Annotated in this window: 20 protein-coding genes; 2 read left to right on the plus strand and 18 right to left on the minus strand. The window is 40.7% G+C overall.

Features of this window, described 5'->3' with window-relative positions; all coding sequences use genetic code 11:
- Positions 1-86: 86 nt before the first annotated feature.
- The 18 genes from jag to rpmH form a co-directional block, all read right to left on the minus strand.
- Positions 87-869 (minus strand): RNA-binding cell elongation regulator Jag/EloR, encoded by a 783-nt coding sequence (gene jag, locus H9564_RS00125; protein WP_191683572.1) that lies wholly within the window; start codon positions 867-869, stop codon positions 87-89.
- A 79-nt stretch (positions 870-948) separates the two neighbouring features.
- The gene (locus H9564_RS00130) at positions 949-1,668 is read right to left on the minus strand and encodes a biotin--[acetyl-CoA-carboxylase] ligase (RefSeq protein ID WP_162256087.1); all 720 of its coding nucleotides are present in this window, start codon (positions 1,666-1,668) and stop codon (positions 949-951) included.
- 77 nt (positions 1,669-1,745) lie between these two features.
- On the minus strand, positions 1,746-2,516 hold the full coding sequence (gene fabI, locus H9564_RS00135; RefSeq protein WP_225209483.1) for an enoyl-ACP reductase FabI: 771 nt from the start codon (positions 2,514-2,516) through the stop codon (positions 1,746-1,748).
- A gap of 10 nt (positions 2,517-2,526) precedes the next feature.
- The gene (accA, locus tag H9564_RS00140; RefSeq protein WP_191683574.1) at positions 2,527-3,312 is read right to left on the minus strand and encodes an acetyl-CoA carboxylase carboxyltransferase subunit alpha; all 786 of its coding nucleotides are present in this window, start codon (positions 3,310-3,312) and stop codon (positions 2,527-2,529) included.
- Positions 3,302-4,138, minus strand: a complete 837-nt coding sequence (gene accD, locus H9564_RS00145) for an acetyl-CoA carboxylase, carboxyltransferase subunit beta (protein WP_191683575.1) — start codon at positions 4,136-4,138, stop codon at positions 3,302-3,304. The genes accA and accD overlap by 11 nt, the downstream gene beginning before the upstream one ends.
- Positions 4,119-5,507: an acetyl-CoA carboxylase biotin carboxylase subunit gene (gene accC / locus H9564_RS00150; protein WP_040530608.1), complete on the minus strand. Its 1,389-nt coding sequence runs from the start codon at positions 5,505-5,507 to the stop codon at positions 4,119-4,121. Before accC ends, accD begins: the two co-directional genes overlap by 20 nt.
- A gap of 13 nt (positions 5,508-5,520) precedes the next feature.
- Complete coding sequence (gene fabZ, locus H9564_RS00155) at positions 5,521-5,955, minus strand: 3-hydroxyacyl-ACP dehydratase FabZ (protein WP_191683576.1); 435 nt, start codon at positions 5,953-5,955, stop codon at positions 5,521-5,523.
- Positions 5,956-5,957: 2 nt separating this feature from the next.
- Entirely contained in the window at positions 5,958-6,392 is a 435-nt protein-coding gene (gene accB / locus H9564_RS00160) for an acetyl-CoA carboxylase biotin carboxyl carrier protein (protein WP_191683577.1), read from the minus strand.
- A complete protein-coding gene (gene fabF / locus H9564_RS00165; protein WP_191683578.1) occupies positions 6,393-7,631 on the minus strand; it encodes a beta-ketoacyl-ACP synthase II in 1,239 nt (412 codons plus the stop codon). It abuts the gene before it with no gap.
- Between the two features lie 11 nt (positions 7,632-7,642).
- Positions 7,643-8,374 carry a 3-oxoacyl-ACP reductase FabG gene (fabG, locus tag H9564_RS00170; RefSeq protein ID WP_191683579.1) on the minus strand — a complete coding sequence of 244 codons (732 nt, stop codon included), beginning with the start codon at positions 8,372-8,374 and terminating at the stop codon, positions 7,643-7,645.
- Positions 8,365-9,297, minus strand: coding sequence for an ACP S-malonyltransferase (locus H9564_RS00175; RefSeq protein ID WP_191683580.1), 933 nt, complete (start codon positions 9,295-9,297; stop codon positions 8,365-8,367). Before H9564_RS00175 ends, fabG begins: the two co-directional genes overlap by 10 nt.
- 2 nt (positions 9,298-9,299) lie before the next feature.
- Positions 9,300-9,548, minus strand: coding sequence for an acyl carrier protein (gene acpP, locus H9564_RS00180; RefSeq protein WP_003716316.1), 249 nt, complete (start codon positions 9,546-9,548; stop codon positions 9,300-9,302).
- A gap of 23 nt (positions 9,549-9,571) precedes the next feature.
- Positions 9,572-10,540: a beta-ketoacyl-ACP synthase III gene (locus H9564_RS00185; protein ID WP_191683581.1), complete on the minus strand. Its 969-nt coding sequence runs from the start codon at positions 10,538-10,540 to the stop codon at positions 9,572-9,574.
- 21 nt (positions 10,541-10,561) lie between these two features.
- Positions 10,562-11,002 carry a MarR family winged helix-turn-helix transcriptional regulator gene (locus H9564_RS00190; RefSeq protein WP_003716314.1) on the minus strand — a complete coding sequence of 147 codons (441 nt, stop codon included), beginning with the start codon at positions 11,000-11,002 and terminating at the stop codon, positions 10,562-10,564.
- Positions 11,003-11,083: 81 nt separating this feature from the next.
- Positions 11,084-11,530 (minus strand): 3-hydroxyacyl-ACP dehydratase FabZ, encoded by a 447-nt coding sequence (gene fabZ, locus H9564_RS00195; RefSeq protein WP_040530605.1) that lies wholly within the window; start codon positions 11,528-11,530, stop codon positions 11,084-11,086.
- Positions 11,531-11,833: 303 nt separating this feature from the next.
- Positions 11,834-12,664 carry a YidC/Oxa1 family membrane protein insertase gene (locus H9564_RS00200; protein ID WP_191683582.1) on the minus strand — a complete coding sequence of 277 codons (831 nt, stop codon included), beginning with the start codon at positions 12,662-12,664 and terminating at the stop codon, positions 11,834-11,836.
- 3 nt (positions 12,665-12,667) lie between these two features.
- Entirely contained in the window at positions 12,668-13,024 is a 357-nt protein-coding gene (gene rnpA / locus H9564_RS00205) for a ribonuclease P protein component (RefSeq protein WP_191683583.1), read from the minus strand.
- A gap of 129 nt (positions 13,025-13,153) precedes the next feature.
- The gene (rpmH, locus tag H9564_RS00210; RefSeq protein ID WP_003665227.1) at positions 13,154-13,288 is read right to left on the minus strand and encodes a 50S ribosomal protein L34; all 135 of its coding nucleotides are present in this window, start codon (positions 13,286-13,288) and stop codon (positions 13,154-13,156) included.
- 505 nt (positions 13,289-13,793) lie between these two features.
- On the opposite strand from rpmH, the gene dnaA reads away from it, so the two are divergent.
- Positions 13,794-15,113: a chromosomal replication initiator protein DnaA gene (gene dnaA, locus H9564_RS00215; protein WP_191683584.1), complete on the plus strand. Its 1,320-nt coding sequence runs from the start codon at positions 13,794-13,796 to the stop codon at positions 15,111-15,113.
- Between the two features lie 174 nt (positions 15,114-15,287).
- Positions 15,288-16,427, plus strand: coding sequence for a DNA polymerase III subunit beta (gene dnaN / locus H9564_RS00220; protein ID WP_191683585.1), 1,140 nt, complete (start codon positions 15,288-15,290; stop codon positions 16,425-16,427).
- Positions 16,428-16,547: the final 120 nt, after the last annotated feature.

Genomic DNA, 16,547 nt, shown 5'->3' on the forward strand with positions numbered 1-16,547 from the left:
CAAGTATTCTAAATTTTATAACCGCAATTATTTTAGTTTCATCATCCTAAAATGTCAACTATTAAACCCGGTTGTTCTTATGAGCCCTAATTTTTAGGTGCAATCACAACACTCCGGTATGGCTCACGACCATGGGAATAGGTTTTAACGTGAGGATTATCCTGGAGTTCCTGGTGGAGTTGTTTCCGTTCACGAGCTGGCATTGGGTCAAGGAAAACAGCTTGTCCAGTAGAAACGACATCCATTACAGACCGTTCTGCTAATTGCCGTAAGGATTCTTCACGACGTTGACGGTAGTTTGCCGTATCTAAGACTACCATCGTCTTTTCTGCACCGTGGTAATTCATAAAGGCATTGCTGATTTGCTCCATCGCATTAATTCGCCGCCCATGATGACCGATAATCCGCCCAGACTGCTCACTTTGTAAGTCAATCTTTACCTCATGAGAACGAACATCCTCAATAACTGGATTAACTTCAATCCCCAAGTTTTTAAACACGTCTTTCAGGTACTCAGCAAGATCCTGGCTTACTTTCTTTACCCGTTTAACATTTTGTTCGTGACGTCGCTTCATCTCAGCTGGGTCAATCTCGTTTTCCTTCACCGGTTCATGACGAGGTTTTGGATCCCGTTGACGCTTACTTTGCCGTTTTTTGTTATGGGATTTCTGACTTTGTTCATGCTTCTTTGCCTTTTGGGGAGCTTCTTTAACTGACACTTCAATTATTGCGTCCCGGCGGCCGATTCCCAAGAACCCATGACGTGCTGACTGAACAATTGTAATTTTTAATTGTTCTTTTGCTACCCCAAGTTTCTTACTAGCAGAGGCAACTGCTTGTTCAACAGTTTCTCCTGTATAACGTCCCATTAATTTTCATCTCCATCCTAATTACTTAACTAGGCTATTTTACAACGGAACCATGGTTTACGCCAAACGAGTTCTTTACTTAGTCACAGTAGACTTTTGTAACCTCACCACTAGTAAGCGCCATTTTCTTACCATGTTTATCTTCAATCACCAGTCTTGCCTGACTATCAATGCCACACACCCGGCCAACGATTTCAGTTTTTTCCCGCATCACTTTAACCATTTGTTGGTCAAGGTAATTATGCTGACGATATTGAGCTAAGAACTTGCCGGATTGGTAATTTGCATTTACCTCAATTAGCTGCTTTACAATCTCTGCAGTCAGCTTATTCCTGTCTACCCCTCGATCCGTAATCGTCTCTGCAATATTTTTTAACGAAGAAGGAAATTGTTTTACGTTAATATTAAGACCGATCCCGGTAACGTAACAATAAGAATGTTCCTGCATTTGATATACCGATTCGCAAAGGATCCCCCCAATTTTCCTTCCAAAAAGATAGATATCATTTACCCACTTTAATTGAAACGGAAGGGCTGGGTAAAATTCTTGGAGTGCATTTAGGACGGCCACACCAACACCGGTAGTAAATAAGCCACTCTGTTGAATTTCTCGTGGCGTCTTATGGGGTAAAACAATCGTCATATAAATTCCTGCATTGGCTGGTGAATAAAATGCCCGACCTAGTTTCCCGTAGCCCGTACTTTGTTGGTTAGCGACTACCAACAATTCTTTCTCTAACGAACCTTTTTCCAAAACCTGCTTAGCATAATCCTGGGTTGATGTGACTCGCGATTTCACAACTATTTTTCCAGAAAAATTAGAACAAAAATGACTTATCTTCTCTTCAGATAAGTCATTTTTCATTACTTGCTTCATTAAATTAAATGCACACCTTTATCAACATAAATCACGTCACCGATAACCCCAGTTGATAGGTCACTCATTAAGAATGCGCAAGTTCCACCAATTTCTTTCAAACTTACACTTTGACCATCAACGGTCCGTTCTTGAGACATCTTTAATAGATCCGCGTGACCATTAATTCCCGTAACTGCTAGCGTCTTCACAGCCCCAGCAGAAATAGCATTAACCCTAACATTAGCATCACCCATATCACGTGCCAAGTAGCGAACACTTGCCTCTAAGGCTGCCTTAGCAATCCCCATCACGTTATAGTTAGGAATTGCCCGTTCAGAGCCAAAGTAAGTCAAGGTGACAATGCTACTTGGATCGTTAAGGAGTTCTAGGCTTTGAGCATACTTTGCCACGGCAATTAATGAGTATGCTGAAATATTTTGGGCAAGTGCATAGCCATCCCTGCTAACATCAAGGATTGAACCGCCTAATTCTTCTTTTTTTGCGTAGGCAATCGCATGAACGATTCCATCTACGGAGCCAACAGCTTCTTTAATGCTGGTAAAGGCCTTCTCGATGCTCTCATCATTTGCAACGTCACATTCAAATAGTTGAGCATCATCGCTTACTAACCGTTGAAGGCTGCGCTTCATCCGATCATTTTGATATGTATAGATAATGGTAGCTCCTTGACGTTCCATTTCTTGCGCACATCCCCAAGCAATTGAACGTTTATTAGCTACTCCCATTACAATAATCTTCTTATCTGCTAAAATTCCTGACACTCTCATCAAACCTCCACTAAAATTTGCGGTACCGTTCATACCGCTGTTTTAATAAGTCTTCTACCGGCATTTTTTGCAGTTGACTAAGCTGCTGTTGGAGAACTCGATCAATATTCTGGACAACCTGCCGATGATCGTTTGGTTCTTCGAGAATGCCGTCAATAATATGTTTTTGTTGCAAATCATGAGGGGTCAATTGCATAATTTGAGCTGCTTCATCTGCCCGACTACTGTCTTTCCACAAAATTGAAGCAAATCCTTCTGGTGACAAAATAGAATATGTACTATTTTCTAGCATCCAGACTTGATCACCACTGGCGAGGGCTAGGGCACCCCCACTGCCTCCTTCACCAAAAATTACGGTAATGATTGGTATTGGTAGCTGACTCATTTCTAAAATATTTTGGGCAATTGCTGCTCCCTGACCTGTTTCTTCTGCTTCTTGTCCTGGATATGCCCCAGGAGTATTAACAAAGCAAAGGACCGGTCGGTGAAACTTTGCAGCCTGTTTCATCAGGTGCAACGATTTTCGGTAACCAGCTGGTGTAGGGCAACCAAAGTGCTTGTTTACCTTATCTTCTATCGTGTCACCCTTATCAATTGCGATCACCGTTACTGGTTGCCCATGAAAAAGACCAATTCCACCAATAACAGCTGGGTTATCGCTACCAATTCCACCGGCATGCAATTCCATAAAATCACTTAACAGCGAATGAACAATTTGCTCACCAGTTATTTTTTGCTCAGCTCGTGATGCTGCAACAATTTGACCTGCTGACTTAGCCAAGTTATCACCCTCCATATTTTAATAGCCATTGCAGAGTTTGTTTTTCATCTTGACGACGAACAATTCGATCAATGAAGCCATGACTAAGTAATGTTTCTGCATCCTGCAAATCACGAGGAATCTTTTGGTGCATCATTTGTTCAATAACTCGTCGTCCTGCAAAGCCGACTAAAGCATGTGGCTCGGCAAGGGTAATGTCACCCTGCATTGCAAAACTTGCTGTTACCCCACCGGTAGTTGGATCGGTTAATACGACAACGTACAAAAGGCCTGCCTGTGAATGACGCTTAACCGCTGCACTAACTTTTGCCATCTGCATTAATGACATAATTCCTTCTTGCATCCGGGCACCACCTGAAGCAGTGAATAATACTACCGGCAATTCTTGCTCAGTTGACCGCTCAAACAACCGCGTAATCTTTTCACCAGTTACGGTTCCGAGCGATCCTATAATAAATGTTGGGTCCATAATCCCTAACCCAAATTTTTCCTGACCAATCATGGCGGTTCCCGTTAACACGGAATCATTCAATTTCGTTCGTTGTTGGGCCTTCGCAAGTTTTTGATCATATCCCGGAAAATTAAGGAGATCCGTTGTCTGCAAATCAGTATCAAATTCAGTGAATTGATCAACCAACCAATTTAGACGTTGCCGAGCACTTATTCGAAAACCGTAAAAGCAATTTGGACATGTCTGGTACTGATCTAAATCATCAGTAAGAACCGTCGTTTCACATTTTGGGCATTTTGTCCATAAATTATCCGGTACTTTAGCGTCGGCTTCTCGATCGGCTTTAATATGATGGGCTGTAAGAGTGTTGTTATGATCGTACAAGTTCATTGCGACTATGGTTCTCCTTCCACCGCTTTAAAAATACTTTTTCTAAGTAACTAGTTGTAAAATCACCTTTAATAAAAGTAGGATCCTGAAGAATTGCCAATTGAATTTCTTGGTTAGTCTTTATTCCCTCAATAACCATCTCGTTAAGTAGCCGTTTAATCTTCTCGATTGCTTCTGCTCGGTCATGGCCAAGGGCAATCACTTTAGCAACCATTGAATCGTAAAATGGTGTCACCTTTGCCCCCTGGTAAAGATCTGTATCAATTCTCATTCCCAGGTTACCAACCGGTAGATATAAGTACTTAATATTCCCGGTAGATGGCATGAAGTTATTATTAGGATCCTCTGCATTTATTCGACATTCAATTGCCGCACCGTTAATTTGGATATCTGACTGGTCAAATGGTAAATCCTCACCAGCAGCCACTTTTAACTGTGCTTTTACAAGGTCGATCCCGGTTACCATTTCCGTTACGGTATGTTCGACTTGAATCCGCGTATTCATTTCCATGAAGTAGAAATGGTGATCCTGATCCATTAAGAATTCGATTGTTCCTGTATTTAGGTAATCGATCCCGTTAATAGCCCTTAAGGCAATCTGGCCTAGTTGCTTTCGTTCCTGTTCAGTTACTAACTGACACGGACTTTCCTCTAGGACCTTCTGCTTATTAATTTGAAGTGAACAGTCTCTTTCCGGGAAGTAAACAGCATGACCTGCTTGATCACGAAACACCTGGACTTCAATGTGCTTGACGTTCTCCATGATCTTTTCGATATACATGTGATCGTCACCAAAGGCTAATTTGGCTTCACTTTGGGCTTCATTAAATGAATCAGTCATCGCTGCTTCATCATTAATTCGTCGAATTCCCTTACCGCCACCACCAGCGGCAGCCTTGATTAATACCGGGTAACCAATTTTCGCTGCCACCCGTTTTGCCTCATTTACGTCCTGAATATAGTCATCACTTCCTGGAATCACCGGAACACCAAGCCGCTTCATTTGCTGCCGAGCGTGTTCCTTGTTCCCCATCAAATCAATAATCTTTGCATCCGGACCAATAAAGGTAATCCCACAGGCCTGACACATTTCAGCAAACTTACTATTTTCCGAAAGAAAACCAAATCCAGGGTGAATTGCCTGGGCGCCCGTACCAATAGCAGCAGCTAAAATATTCTTCATATTTAGGTATGATTCCTGAGGCCGTGCTCCACCGACACAAACTGCTTCGTCAGCTAATTGAACGTGGAGACTTTCCCGGTCAGCCGCAGAATAAACGGCAACTGACTTTATTCCCAACTCATGAAGGGAACGAATAATCCGAACAGCAATTTCGCCTCGATTTGCTACTAAAACTTTCGAAAACATTTCACCACTCACCTTATCCAATAAAAAATGTTAATTCTGCTGAACAAGTTCGTTGACCATTAACTGTTGCTTCTGCCTTCCCTTCACCGATGTTGCGGTGGATCTTAGTTAGGTGAACTTCTAACCGCATTACATCTCCGGGACGAACGACTTTACGAAACTCAGCGGTCTTGATACCGCCAAAGTAAGCTGTCTTTCCCTTAAATTTAGGAGACGATAACAATGCTACCGCTCCAGTCTGCGCTAGGGATTCAACAATTAGTGCTCCTGGTAATACAGGATTATTAGGAAAATGTCCGTTAAAGACTTCCTCATTAATTGTCACATTACGACGTGCAACCGCCATTTCACCAGGAACTAACTCATCAACGTGATCAATTAATAACATTGGGTAGCGGTGAGGAAGGATCTTCTGGATTGCCGTGACGTCTAAATCAACTTTAGCCATTGCTACTCTCCTTCTTTAATTTCAAAAAGTGGTTGCTGATATTCCACCAGCTCACCATTATCAACGTTAATGGCAGAAACCGTTCCAGCAACTTCACTTTTTACTTCTGTCATCATTTTCATTGCTTCAATCACACAAACAACGTCACCCTTGTTAACGTGGATTCCCACCTTAACATATGGTGGTTGATCTGGTTTTGATTGAAGGTAAACCGTTCCTACGAGGGGAGCTTTAATTTGGGCTCCCCGTGGTTCATTTTTAGAGGAGTGCTTTACTGGTTGATCAGCCACCTCAGGAGTATTAGTTACTGGCTCTTGAGAAGCTGGTCGATCATTTTTACTCAGATAGAGATGAAAGCTACCGTCCTCGATCTTCAATTCCCGGACAGATGACTTTTCAAACTCTGTCATAACTTTTTGAACATTATCGACATCCACTTAATCATCCACCCACTTTCGGAAAGCTAATACTGCATTATGACCACCAAAGCCAAAGGAGTTGCTTAATGCGTATTCTGCATCAGCATCGTCTTGGTTATCAGCAGTCACTAAGTTAACGCTACACTCTGGATCCTGGTTAAAGCACCCAACATTTTGTGGTAGTTTTCCTTTTTCTAGAGCAGCGATAGTAACAACTGCTTCAATCGCTCCGGCAGCTCCTAGGAGGTGACCAGTCATCCCCTTAATAGAACTAACACGAACCTGACTATCCTCACCGAAGACCTTATTAATTGCTAGGGACTCACCACTGTCATTGGCATGGGTTGCGGTTCCGTGAGCATTAATATAATCAACGTCACTGGCTTGAATCCCAGCTTCATCAATTGCGTTTTGCATTGCCCGTGTTGCGCCTTTACCTTCCGGATCAGGAGCGGTTATATGGTAGGCATCACAAGTGGCACCGTAACCGACAACTTCACCAAGAATCTTGGCATTCCGCTTCTTAGCGTGTTCCAAACTTTCGAGGACAAGCGTTCCGGCACCTTCACCAAGGACAAAACCATTCCGGTCCCTATCAAATGGCAACGAAGCCTTCTCTGGATCCTCACTTGTCGAAAGTGCATTTAAGGACGCAAAGCCCGCAATTCCGATTTCGTTAACGGATGCTTCTGCACCACCGGCAATCATTACCTGAGCCCGGCCTTCCTTCACTTGACGGTAAGCTTCACCGATTGAATTCGTACCGGTAGCACAAGCAGTTGTGATTGATGTACAAATGTTTTGGGCGTTAAAACGAATTGCGATGTTTCCGGCAGCCATGTTTGAGATTGCCATTGGAACAAACATTGGTGAAACCCGCCGTGGTCCCTTATCATGCATCTTAATTACTTGTTCTTGAATTGTGGTTAATCCACCAATTCCTGAACCGTAAATAACTCCCAAACCTTCTGGATCCGTATTTTCTTCAGTGATTCCAGCTTGCTCAATTGCTTCAACTGCTGTCTGGATCGCATATTGAGAATATAAATCCATCCGGCGAGCAGCTTTTTTACCAACAACTGCCTTTGGATCAAAGTCATCAACTTCACCAGCAACAGTAATTCCAGTTTCACTTGCATCAAACTTAGTAATTGGTTTAATCCCAACTTTTCCCGCTAAGCTATTGTTAACAAATTCATCTAATCCGTTACCATTTGGCGCAATTGCACCCATTCCAGTAACTACTACCCTTGTCATTTTATCCACTCCTAAATGGTCATTCCGCCGTCAATTACGATGGTTTGTCCCGTCATATAGTCATTTTGGGCCAAAAAAAGTACCGCTTGGGCAACTTCTTCTGGTTTCCCTAGTCGTTTTAGCGGAATTTGGTCAACTATTCTTTTTTGATTACGTTCTGATAGAGCAGCCGTCATGTAACTGGCAATCATTCCCGGAGCAACAGCATTACTCCGGATACCACGTAACGCTCCTTCTTGAGCAACGGTCTTTGTCAAACCAATTATCCCCGCCTTGCTGGCAGCATAATTAGCCTGACCGACGTTCCCGTGAATTCCAACTACACTTGTAATGTTTACAAAGCAGCCGCTCTTTTGCTTATACATCTTCTTCAAGATCGCCTTCGTTAGTAGGAAAGTTCCTCTTAAATTGACGTTAATAACATCATCAAAATCACTCTGCTTCATTGCAACTAGTAATTTATCCTTGTTCATCCCAGCATTATTCACAACAACGTCTATATGACCATAAGCCTGCCAAGCAGAATCAGCTAGTTGCTGAACATCATCAGGGTTAGCCAGATCCGCAGTGATAAAAGTGTAATTATCCTGAAAATACTTTAATTTTTCCCCTTCTTCTGCGCTCAATGAATGGCGACCATGAAGAATCACCTTACTCCCTGCTCTTAAAAAGGCTAATGCAGTAGCATTCCCAATTCCGCGGGTACTTCCGGTAATTAAAACGACCTTATCTTTTAACTCCATTCCTGATGCTCCTTTATAAATGCTTGGTAGTCCTCAATTGAGGAAATATGTTCACAGTTCAAACTTCTGTTTACCTGACGAGCAAACCGACTGAGAGTCTTTCCTGGTCCGATCTCAAGCACTCCATTAATTTGTTCATATTCAACTAATTTCTGGAGATCCTCCCCAAAATGGGTTGGCTGTGCTAATTGGAGTTCAAGGATTTCCGCAATGTTATCAGCAGCAAAAGGCTGAATAGTGGTATTACTAATTACCGGAACTTCTGGCTCAGTGAATACCACGTCCTTTAACCGCTGATGCATTTTTTGTCGTGCTGGATTAAACAATGCAGTATGAAAGGCCCCACTAACGTTTAATACAACTACTCGCTTAGCAGCTTCCTGTTGTTTCAATAACTCCGCAACTAGCTGTACCTCTTTTTCTGGGCCACCGATTACTAGTTGTCGTGGTGAATTATAATTTGCGACCGTCACTTTAGGATGGTCCTTTAATACCCGGTTAACACTATCCAAATCAGGATTAATTAACGCGGCCAAACTACTTGCTACGGCATCAGCATCAGCTTGCATATACCGTCCACGATCGGCTAATAAACTCAATCCTGGTTTAAGCGCCAATGCTCCAGCGCTAATTAAAGCGGCATACTCGCCAAGCGATAAACCAATCATTCCCGCAACCGGTAATTTTGGTAAATCACGTTGGAGCATTCTATAGATTCCACAACTAACAGCAACTAATGCTGGTTGAACATTCTTGGTTTCATCCAGTTCTCCCTGTTCACTCTTTAGTATCCGAATAATATCTAGTTCCGTTGCTTCGCTTGCTGCTTGAATTGTCTGCTTAAACAAGTCGTCAGTTAAAAAATCAAGCCCCATTCCTGGCTTCTGTGATCCCTGACCACTAAAAAGAATTCCGAGCTTCATTATTACTTATCAGCAGGTAACTTCTTCGCAACGTAATCTACAACGTCACCAATAGTTTCAACCTTGGCATCGTCGTCATCTAATTCAATATCAAACTTATCTTCTAATTCATTCATGATTTCAAAGACATCTAAACTATCAGCGTTTAAGTCGTTTTGAATGTGAGTTTCCAAAGTAATCTTTTCTGCAGAAACGTCCAATTCGTCAGCGGTAATGTCCTTAACAGTGTTAAAAATTTCTTCTTTAGTCATTTTTCTTTTCCTCTTTCTATTTACTAATATTTAATTACCATTGCCCCAGTAGTGAGGCCACCACCAAAGCCGGCTAGTACAACTAACGATCCCCGATGAACCTGCCCATTACGAACACATTCATCCAGTAAAATTGGCTCGCTAGCTGCAGATGTATTTCCATACCGATCGATATTGATCGGGAACTTAGTTATTGGTTGGTTCAACCGCTTAGCTACTTGTGCGATTATTCTGGCATTTGCCTGGTGGAGTAAAAATAAATCCACTTGATCTGCTGTAACTTGAGCACTATCCATGGCTGCTTGAATAGATCGCGGCACTTCATGAGTTGCAAATCGATATACCTCTCGACCATTCATTTGAAATGGGGCTAATGAAGTAACTGGCTTAGGAAAACTCCCGCCAACTGTTGTCTGACCAGCAACTAATTTGTCACCTAAATTGCCAAATGTTGCTAAATCCATCCCCATCAAATGATGTTCGGAGCTTTTTTCAATTGCTACTCCACCAGCACCGTCACCAAAGAGTACCGCCGTTCTGCGGTCATTCCAGTCAATAATTTTCGAAAGAACTTCACTCCCGATTACAACTGCCCGTGACTTATTAGTACTAGCTAATAATCCATTAGCAACAGTTAACGCGTAAATAAAACCCGAACAAGCAGCCGAAACGTCAAATGCCAACGCTTTGGTCATTCCTAATTTTCCTTGGACAATTGCAGCCGTTGAAGGAGTATACGAATCGGGAGACATCGTTGCTACAATAACTAGGTCAACCGATTCTGGTTCCCAGTTAGTTTGCTTAAGCAACTTTTGCCCAACCTTAACGGCTAGGTCTGAAGTATTTTCCTTCAGACTTATGTGTCGTTCAGAAATTCCCGTCCGCGTTTTGATCCATTCATCGCTTGTATCCATCAGTTCACTTAACTGATCATTAGTTTTTACTAATGGCGGTACGTAACCTGCGGTTGATACAATTTTCCAATTATCCATTACTTCTCTTTCCCCTACTCACTAAGAATGATCCTCCACAAAGTCCTCCAGATTCCGGAGAGCCTTATGAATTACTTTTTGCTCATTTTCATCCATATCTTTTAGGAAACTTTTTACCATCATGTTGTGGAAGGCCCGGTGTGCACGATAAAGGACCCGTCCTTTGTGGGTTAATCCTAACCTGATTATTCGGCGATCCTCTTCATCATGGAACCGTTCAGCATACCCCTTTGCAATCAAACGGTTAGCCGTTGCGGTCATTGTTCCTGGTGAAAGGTGAAGTTTCTTAGCTACTTGAGAACTAGTTTGATGGTCATACATTGAAATCGCATCAATTGCATGCATTTCCTTAATTGTTAAATCATTAAAAGTACTTTCTCGTAACTTTTTTTCTTCAATCCATAAAATTCCGTTATAAATTCTAATTAAAGACTCATTAATTTTTTGGTATTCATCAGCCATAATGCATTGACTCCTTATTGTTGTAGTTGCTAAAAATAATTAATTTTACTCATCAAAATACATTATAGTCGAAACTTACCTTTAAATTTTTTCATCTCGATCAGCAACAATAAATACCAATTCTGCACTACATGCTTTTTTCCCATCTACCGTTGCGACCGCATCGACAATTCCCATTCGACTGCGCTTCTTAGTGATGGTGATGTGCAATTTAAGAACGTCACCAGGACGAACTACCTGACGGAATTTTCCTTTATGAATTGCTCCAAGATAAGCTGTTTTTTTATAAAACTCAGGAGACTTAAGAATTAAGATTGAAGCAGCCTGTGCCAACGTTTCAATAATCAATACTCCAGGCATTACTGGGTTACCAGGGAAGTGTCCCTGGAAAAATGATTCGTTGATCGTGACATTTTTAGTTGCCGTAATCTCTTTTCCAGGATCCAATTCATCAACATAGTCGATATAGCAAATTGGGTACCGGTTAGGAATCAAATCCATAATTTCCTGAGCGGTCATTATAGCCAAAGCAGTTACCCTCCTTAAAGAAAGTATTTCGAATATCAAAATATTCGATGTTCAAATTATATTTAGATTTATTTTGATTGTCAAACTAAATTTAAATTATCAGTTAGTGTCTACTTAATAATTCCCCAATTCTCAATGCATCTACATAGTCTTTAATCGTTGATATATCAACATTGATCATTTATTAATTTGATTGCCTTTCTTTTGAAGTAGCTCCCTAAATTTATTTTGGCTATCAAACTAATTTTAAAAAATAAAAGATCAGGAAAAACAAACAGTTTTCCCTGATCTTTTATTTTTAAATTATTTTCTCCGGCTACTATATGCCCGCCGTTTAGCTTTTTCAAGTTTCCGCTTTCTTGCCTTCGCTTGTTTTTGCTTAGCTTCCCGTTCACGACGAATCTTAAATGGATTTTGTAATAAGAGTGTTTGAACTACCTGGAATGCATTGGAAACTACCCAATACAGGGTAATTGCTGAGGAGAATCCTAATGCCATGAAAAATACCATGATCGGCATAAACCATGTCATTGCAGAAGTCATCGCATTTCGTTCAGGCATTGAAGCCATTGAAAGCCATGAACTCAAGAAAGTAAAGAGGGCTGCCAGAACTGGCAAAATATAGTAAGGATCAGTATGTCCTAATTGAAGCCACAAGAATGTCCCATGCCGTAATTGTGGGGTTCGCCAAATTGCCTGGTAAAGTGCCCACATAATTGGCAACTGAATAATCAATGGCAACATTGAAGCCCAAGGATTAACCCCCGCTTCCTTGTAAAGCTTGCTGGTTTCTTCCTGCATCTTCACCATGGATTCGCGATCCCGTGATGAGTATTTCTTTTGAATTGCCTTTAGCTTAGGAGCTAACTCCTGAGTCTTTAACATTGACTTTGTCTGGTAGAACATCAATGGCAACAAAAGGACACGGATAATAATCGTGAAGATAATAATCCCCATACCATAGCCACCACAATTGTTTGATAGCCAAATGATGAACTGCGAGAAATTATAAACTATGTAGTGATCCCATAAACCAGTACTGTGGCTCGTAACTGGTTTATTTGAACAGGCTGCCAGGAAGAGCGTTAGACTTCCTATCGCAGCAAGGCTTAGGACCCGCTTTGTCTTTTTCATTGATTAACGATCCTCACTTTTTTCTTCTAGTAAATGTGCCCGTTTAAGAACATGCACAAGATTCTTTTTTGTTTCCGCCATTTCCAGGCCATCCGCAGCTGGACGAGCAATTACTAAGAAATCCACGTCTTGCCGTAGATAAGGCTTTACTTCAAGGAGAGTTTGCCGAATACGGCGTTTAACCCAGTTTCGGTGAACGGCATTTCCAATCTTCTTTCCTACAGAAATACCGACCCGAAAATGCTTTTGACCTGGTTTTGCCATCTGGTAAATGACAAATTTATGGTTGGCGACGGAATTATGAGTTTCAAAGACTCTTTGAAACTCACTTTCCTTTTTTACCCGGTATGATTTTCTCATAATAATATAAATCTCCAGCCTTAATAAATATAAAAAGGGCCGGACATCGCAACTTCAACGAAACGATAGCTCGTCAAGCTGACTGCCCTGCCCTAACAATAAAAAAAGCCACTATAAAAGTGGCCGTAATTATGCAGATAATACTTTTCTGCCCTTTTGACGCCGACGTGCTAATACCTTACGGCCGTTACTGGTGCTCATACGCTTACGGAAGCCATGGACACGTGCACGGTGACGCTTCTTTGGTTGAAACGTGCGCTTCATACGATTGCACCTCCTATTCAATCTGAATGGTTTGGTTTTTATAGTCTAAAAAGACGATCTCTTCAAACATACTCTGGAAGTATACCATACTTTTTCAAAATATTAAACGTGAAATTTTTTTAGAATTTTTTATTTATCCACAGAATGGCTAAAACAATCCACAATGTTGTGTATTTCTCTTTCCTGTGGATAAGTTATCAACCGTGATTTCACAGGACTTTTCAACAATTCACAACTTGTTATCAAAGTTATCCACAGCCCTGTTAAAAACTGTTCATAACTCTTATAAACGCTAATATATCAGTATTTAGTTATCCACAAGCATAGTGGAAATTTTTTATTTTTCTATTTTATCCCCCTTTTCCCCATCCTGGTTTTTGATTTACACACAGTGTTGTGTAAATTTTTTTGAATTATCCACTTATACTTACTTACCTGTGGAAAACTTTTTTTCATAATGATAAAATGTCGTTTGTAATTTAATAAGCTTAGGAGGGGAACTATTTTGACTGAGCTCGATTCTCTATGGGAAGCGATCCAAAATTCATTTCGTCAAAGTAAAAGTCAAGTTACCTTTGACACACTAATTGCTCCGGCAAAACCACTCTCTCTTTCTCAAAACCAGTTAGAAGTTGAAGTACCCACAAAAGTACATCGTGACTTCTGGGAAAAAAATTTAAAGGACGAACTTAAAAAGTACGCTCAAGCGGTTACCAATCAAGACATTGAGCCGCATTTTGTCCTTGAGGGAGAATTCGATCCTTATCAAAATGATCGACCAGCTGAATCATCCAATTTTGAAATGGATACGCCACTTAATCCACATTACAACTTCAAAACGTTCGTTGTTGGTGAAGGAAATAAGATGGCTCATGCTGCAGCCTTTGCCGTTGCTGAAAGTCCAGGTGGCCTTTATAACCCACTTTTCATTTATGGTGGTGTTGGTTTGGGGAAAACCCACCTAATGGAAGCAATTGGTAACCATATGTTGCAACTTAATCCTGCAGCAAAGGTTAAATATGTAACTAGTGAAGAATTTACAAATGACTTTATCCATTCTATTCAAAGTAATTCTACAGAAAAGTTTCGGGAGGAATACCGCAACCTTGACTTATTGTTAATTGACGATATTCAATTTCTTGCTAATAAGGAAGGTACCCAACTAGAATTCTTTAATACTTTTAACGCTCTTCACGATAATAAGAAGCAAATCGTTATGACTTCCGACCGAATTCCAAACGAAATTCCTGAACTTCAGGATCGTCTTGTTTCACGGTTCAGATGGGGGTTAACGGTTGAAATTACACCGCCTGATCTAGAAACCCGAATTGCTATTTTACGAAGTAAGGTCGAAGAAGACCATATTAATATTGGAAATGATACTTTAAACTATATTGCGGGCCAAATTGATACTAATATTCGGGAACTTGAAGGAGCATTAACGAAGGTTCAAGCATTCTCTAACCTAAGTAAAGAGCCAATTACTCCGCACCTTGCGTCCCAAGCACTTCGCGGTCTACAAAGCAATACTAAAACCACAATTACCATCGCGGAGATTCAGAAAAATGTTGCTGATTTCTACAATATTACCCAAAGCGACATTATTGGAAAAAAGCGGGTTAAGCAAATCGTTGTTCCGCGTCAAATCGCAATGTACCTTTCCCGCGAATTAACTGATTTTTCTTTACCAAAAATTGGTAAGGAATTCGGTGGTAAGGATCACACTACAGTTCTTCACGCAATCGATAAAATTGAAGAAGAGCTACAAACTGATAGTAATTTACAAAATCAACTAAATACGTTAAAGGCCAAACTAAAATCATAGCTGTGGAAAAGTCTAAAGTTATCCGCAAACTTATCCACAAGTTGTCCACAAGTGAATAAGTTGATTTATCTTAATCGATCTAAGTTATCCACAATATTAACAGTATCTACTACTTCGACTATTATTTAAAATATTAATATAAATATATATAAACTACCAAAAGGGGTATACAGAATGAAATTTACCATCAACCGTTCAGCATTTATTAGTCAATTAAATAATGTTCTTCGTGCTATTTCATCTAAGACTACTATTCCAATTTTAACTGGATTAAAAATGGTAGTTGCTAATGATAGCATCACGTTAACAGGTAGCAACTCTGATATTACTATTGAAAGCGTAATGTCAGCTAATGATGAAAACTATGAATTAAAAATTGATGAACCTGGGTCAATTGTTTTACCAGCCCGGTTCTTTAGTGAAATTGTTAAAAAACTGCCAGATAAGCATGTAACTATTGAAGTTACTAGCGGATTCCAAGCTGATATTACGTCTGGGAATGCCAAATTCCAAATTAATGGACAAGATGCCGAAAACTTCCCTCACTTACCAGAGGTTGAAGCAGATAATCCAGTTGTACTTGCCAATGACATTCTCAAGGAAGTTATTCGCCAAACTGTTATCGCTGTTTCAAAACAGGAAAGTCGCCCAATCCTCGCTGGGATCCACGTAACGTTACGTGATGGATTATTAACTGCCGTTGCCACTGATAGTCACCGACTAGCACAACGGAAAGTGAACTTAGAAGGGATTGGCGACGTTAATTATGATGTTATTATTCCAGGGAAAAGCCTAGATGAACTTTCAGGGATGATTAGTGATGTCAAAGATGACGTAAAAATGCAGGTCACTGATAATCAAGTACTATTTATTTTCGGGAACACACATTTTTATTCCAGATTGCTAGAAGGAAATTATCCTGAAACAAGTCAATTAATTCCTGATAGTGCTGATACAACAATTGAGTTAGATGCAGGAGCATTCTTATCATCAATTGATCGGGCCTCATTACTTTCTCATGAGAGTCGTAATGACGTTGTTAAACTAACAATCAAACCTGGGGAAAACCTTGTTCGGATTAGTGGGGATTCACCAGATATTGGGATGGTAGAAGAAAATGTGGCTACTTCTTCGGTAGAAGGAAATGATTTGGAAATTTCCTTCAATCCAAACTACATGAAGGATGCATTACGGTCATTTGGACAATCAACCGTTAAGGTTTCGTTTACTTCACCACTTCGGCCATTCACATTGGTACCAACGGAAGATACAGAAAACTTTGTTCACTTGATTACACCAGTTCGAACTTTTTAATAGTATGTAAGGGGGATGCAATGTCCCCTACATAGAAGACTGCAGCGCAGTACACAAAGGGGCTCTAGCGTTCGGATTTTTCGAATACTAGAGCCCCTTTGTGTGTTTGCGGGGGTTCCT

It is taken from the genome of Limosilactobacillus avistercoris (genome assembly GCF_014836425.1).
GTDB classification, from domain to species: domain Bacteria; phylum Bacillota; class Bacilli; order Lactobacillales; family Lactobacillaceae; genus Limosilactobacillus; species Limosilactobacillus agrestimuris.

Coding starts and splice junctions, on each gene's coding strand:
- H9564_RS00190 (WP_003716314.1), bottom strand. CDS start 11,002: ATGGCTGATGAATACCAAAAAATTAATGAGTCTTTAATTAGAATTTAT.
- fabF (WP_191683578.1), bottom strand. CDS start 7,631: ATGACAAGGGTAGTAGTTACTGGAATGGGTGCAATTGCGCCAAATGGT.
- H9564_RS00200 (WP_191683582.1), bottom strand. CDS start 12,664: ATGAAAAAGACAAAGCGGGTCCTAAGCCTTGCTGCGATAGGAAGTCTA.
- jag (WP_191683572.1), bottom strand. CDS start 869: ATGGGACGTTATACAGGAGAAACTGTTGAACAAGCAGTTGCCTCTGCT.
- fabG (WP_191683579.1), bottom strand. CDS start 8,374: ATGGAGTTAAAAGATAAGGTCGTTTTAATTACCGGAAGTACCCGCGGA.
- rnpA (WP_191683583.1), bottom strand. CDS start 13,024: ATGAGAAAATCATACCGGGTAAAAAAGGAAAGTGAGTTTCAAAGAGTC.
- accC (WP_040530608.1), bottom strand. CDS start 5,507: ATGTTTTCGAAAGTTTTAGTAGCAAATCGAGGCGAAATTGCTGTTCGG.
- H9564_RS00175 (WP_191683580.1), bottom strand. CDS start 9,297: ATGAAGCTCGGAATTCTTTTTAGTGGTCAGGGATCACAGAAGCCAGGA.
- dnaN (WP_191683585.1), top strand. CDS start 15,288: ATGAAATTTACCATCAACCGTTCAGCATTTATTAGTCAATTAAATAAT.
- H9564_RS00185 (WP_191683581.1), bottom strand. CDS start 10,540: ATGGATAATTGGAAAATTGTATCAACCGCAGGTTACGTACCGCCATTA.
- accD (WP_191683575.1), bottom strand. CDS start 4,138: ATGAACTTGTACGATCATAACAACACTCTTACAGCCCATCATATTAAA.
- fabZ (WP_191683576.1), bottom strand. CDS start 5,955: ATGGCTAAAGTTGATTTAGACGTCACGGCAATCCAGAAGATCCTTCCT.
- fabI (WP_225209483.1), bottom strand. CDS start 2,516: ATGAGAGTGTCAGGAATTTTAGCAGATAAGAAGATTATTGTAATGGGA.
- accA (WP_191683574.1), bottom strand. CDS start 3,312: ATGGAGGGTGATAACTTGGCTAAGTCAGCAGGTCAAATTGTTGCAGCA.
- rpmH (WP_003665227.1), bottom strand. CDS start 13,288: ATGAAGCGCACGTTTCAACCAAAGAAGCGTCACCGTGCACGTGTCCAT.
- acpP (WP_003716316.1), bottom strand. CDS start 9,548: ATGACTAAAGAAGAAATTTTTAACACTGTTAAGGACATTACCGCTGAC.